The organism is Pseudomonas sp. R62, from assembly GCF_000257605.1.
GTDB classification, from domain to species: domain Bacteria; phylum Pseudomonadota; class Gammaproteobacteria; order Pseudomonadales; family Pseudomonadaceae; genus Aquipseudomonas; species Aquipseudomonas atacamensis.
The window spans coordinates 412,705-415,839 of the sequence record NZ_JH635999.1 but is presented as its reverse complement, the minus strand read 5'-3'; the positions used below and the strand labels follow the sequence as shown (position 1 = coordinate 415,839).

Annotated in this window: 6 protein-coding genes; all 6 read left to right on the top strand. The window is 58.7% G+C overall.

Annotation, left to right across the window (positions count from 1 at the left end; all coding sequences use genetic code 11):
• The first annotated feature begins 54 nt into the window (after positions 1-54).
• The 6 genes from OQK_RS20145 to OQK_RS20120 all read left to right on the top strand — a co-directional run bounded on the left by OQK_RS20145 (position 55) and on the right by OQK_RS20120 (position 3,003).
• A complete protein-coding gene (locus tag OQK_RS20145) occupies positions 55-699 on the top strand; it encodes a hypothetical protein (protein WP_016773959.1) in 645 nt (214 codons plus the stop codon).
• The gene (locus OQK_RS20140) at positions 696-1,010 is read left to right on the top strand and encodes a DUF4406 domain-containing protein (protein ID WP_016773958.1); all 315 of its coding nucleotides are present in this window, start codon (positions 696-698) and stop codon (positions 1,008-1,010) included. Before OQK_RS20145 ends, OQK_RS20140 begins: the two co-directional genes overlap by 4 nt.
• A complete protein-coding gene (locus OQK_RS30810) occupies positions 1,007-1,441 on the top strand; it encodes a hypothetical protein (RefSeq protein WP_016773957.1) in 435 nt (144 codons plus the stop codon). Before OQK_RS20140 ends, OQK_RS30810 begins: the two co-directional genes overlap by 4 nt.
• A gap of 84 nt (positions 1,442-1,525) precedes the next feature.
• Positions 1,526-1,957: a hypothetical protein gene (locus tag OQK_RS20130; protein ID WP_016773956.1), complete on the top strand. Its 432-nt coding sequence runs from the start codon at positions 1,526-1,528 to the stop codon at positions 1,955-1,957.
• 76 nt (positions 1,958-2,033) lie between these two features.
• A complete protein-coding gene (locus OQK_RS20125; protein ID WP_016773955.1) occupies positions 2,034-2,495 on the top strand; it encodes a hypothetical protein in 462 nt (153 codons plus the stop codon).
• Between the two features lie 49 nt (positions 2,496-2,544).
• Positions 2,545-3,003, top strand: coding sequence for a hypothetical protein (locus tag OQK_RS20120; protein WP_016773954.1), 459 nt, complete (start codon positions 2,545-2,547; stop codon positions 3,001-3,003).
• The last annotated feature ends 132 nt before the right edge of the window (positions 3,004-3,135 follow it).

Genomic DNA, 3,135 nt, shown 5'->3' with positions numbered 1-3,135 from the left:
ATCTAACTCACTCTCGCAAGAATATCAATAAGCCATCAACGGCGAGGACGCCCCATGCCCACAGAAAACAAACCGGCCGAGCCGCTGAAGATTGAGCGCTCGACTGTGACCAAGCTGGTGATAACCGGCGCGCCGCGTCTCGACGCTATTACCGTGTTCCTCGAGGACTTCGGCCGCCGCGACTGCCCTACTGAATCCGACCCGAGCTATCAGACCGCCCAGGGCAAGATCACGATCAACTGCTGGGACAACAGCTGGAGCGCCTACTGGGGTGGCATGGGCCCTCGCACGGTGGCCGAGTTCGTGGCCGACTGTGATTGGCACTATGTCCTGAACTGCCTCGATCGCGGTATCAGCAGCACGCGGTTCAGCGGGAATGCTCTTCACGCCTTCGCGAAAAAATGCATCGTCCAGCGCCGACGACAACAGACCGGGCGACATGACTGGGAGCTGGATGAGCTGAGCAAGGATGAGGCGCGCGAGCTCTGGCACGACATCGATGTTTTGCGAAGCGTCGAGTCGCCAAACGAATGCTGGCATCACGACAGGCTGCTCACTGAACTGTTTGGTGATGAGTGGCACTACCCGGTTGGCGACAAGGCGGTCGAGGAGAATCACGAATTCAACTATCTGCGCCGGGTAGTGGAAGCGGTACAGGACGCGTTGCGCCAAGAAAGGCCGCAGCAGGAGGCAGCATGAAGCGCATCTACATCAGCGGTCCCATGACCAACATGTTGGACCTCAACTTCCCGCTGTTCCATTCCACGGCCGCCACCCTCCGCGCCGCCGGGCACAGCGTCATCAACCCCGCCGAGCTCAATCCAGAACCAGGCACCTGGAGCGAATGCATGCGCCGCGACATCGCGGCCCTGATGGAATGCGACACCGTGGCCACCCTGCCCGGCTGGCAGGATTCCCGCGGCGCCAGCCTTGAGGTTCATATCGGCAAGGAGCTCGGCATGAAGGTTGTGAATGCCCATGATCTGGTATCGATGGAGATTGCAGGATGAGCGAAGTCAGCCGGTATTGGGTGAACAGCGACGGTTATCTGTACCCGTGCTCCCCAGCTTGGGAGCCGGAAGACGATGAGCTGGTGAAATGGCCGGACTTCAAACGCTTGCAAGATGAGCGTGACGCCCTGCAGCAGCGCCTGAACGCAGCGGATCAGCGGATTGATGAGCTGACCCAAGAGCGCGAAAGCCTGATTGCCTACGGTCGCAATAATGGCCTCCATGAGGCATCCACTGTGTGCAGCCGCATGGCGTACGACACCTATTACCCGGCCGGCTCTCGCTTCAAACACTTCGTGCCAAAGGCGCTGGAGCAGCAAGGCAATTTGCTCATCAAGGCGGCCAACGCAATCGCTGCTTTGCCTGATGGGCCCATCGAACGTCACCGGGCTCGCCAGCAGAAGAAAGCGGAAAAATCCGCCACTGCCTGATAGGAGTACATCCGTACTCCACCAACAAAACTACTCCCTCCCCCTTCAAAGTCAGCCGCTATAGCGGCAAGGACGAGCTCGACCATGGAAAAGAACAAACTCGGCCCGGACCATTACCGCTATGTCGATGAGCTGGACCCGAAAGGCCTCGAAGTCACCTGCAAAAAGTACGTGGTTATCGGTGAGACCGAACAGTGCTGGTACATCGTGGACGAGTTCCACAACAACCTCTTCGGGGGCACGCATCGTGAGTCGTTGCTGAAGAAGTACCGCAAGCGTGTCCTGAAGAATGGCGGTGAGCATGGCCGGCGATTCGCCTACACCGACAAGGCCCTGGCATTGCGATCTTTCAAAGCGCGTAAATCTTGGCAGGTTCGCCATGCCGAACTGACGCTTGAGCGGGCCAAGGCTGCCATAGCGTATTTCGGGGATGCCAAGACCGAAAGCCCCGTACCGACTGATCGCCTGCTGATTCCCTGCGAATACATTCAAGCCATGAATTGGAGCGAGTGCTGATGATCTTCTCCTGCATCGCCGTAAGCACCCTCTTCTTCTGGCTTCCATTGGTACTGACCATAAAGGCGGTGATCGGATGAAAGTAACCGACTCAGAAATCCTGCGCGCCATCTGGCGAGCGCAGGTAAAACGAACCGCGAAGGGCGCTATCGTCAATTATATCGGTGGCAGCAAAGGGCTCACCGGTGATCGCGATATCGACCGCCACCATGCGCAGTACCTGAGCATGATCAGCCGCGGCGGCCTTGGAATCGAACTCAGCAAAGGGCAGCTTGCGAGACGCATCAAAGCCTTGGTGGGCACGGGATGTCTGCAATGGAATGGTCGGCCGGGGAATGCTTACGAGTTCCAAGCCCCGGCAGCCACCGAGATGTTCCACTTCGCGCGTAACTGGTGGGCAGATCGCGGCGTGCCGGCCGGTTTCGACCGAGAACAAAATCGCATGCGCACGATCAGGCTCAGCGATTACGAGGTATTGGTCGGCCAGCTCGAGGAAGAGCTGATGCGGTTATTCGGTGATCGAGAGGTGACGCCATGATCGCCCTCGCCTGGTTCGCCTACGTGTACTGCTACAAGGGGCCGCGGTGATGAGTGACGCCCCGATTGAGCCGCAGGATTACATCTACGGCGTGAAGGTCGTTCAGATCGAAGATCTGCGCGTAGCCCGAGGATTAACACGGCGCCCAGCTTCCTCCTGCCGACACAAACAGTTGGTTTATGACCAAGGAGAGCGGCGCGTCTGGTGCCAAGACTGTGAAGTCGAGGTTGAGGCTTTCGACGCCTTCGTTGGAATAGTCGAGGTTTTCAGCGCCGGCATGAGCAAGCTGAATACTCGGCGCCGTGAGCTGGCAGAAGCTGAACAGTTCCAGATCCGTAGCCGCGCCGCAAAGGTGATGGACGAAGCCTGGCGCAGCACGAAGATGGCGCCGCTCTGCCCTCACTGCAATGCCGCAATCCTCCCCGAGGACGTTGCCGGCGGCGTGGCGAAAACATCCAAAGCTTTGGTTGCCGCTGCACGCAAACGTCAGCACACCACCAAGCCCTAACCCCTCCCCCAACTCAACAGCCTGCCGGTGTACGGCGGGCGAGGAATTCGCATGCCAAAAGTAATGCGATCGGTCTCAGATCCAGGCGCGGAACACGGTTTCCGAGTTGAGCCTGCAACATATGAACAGGCC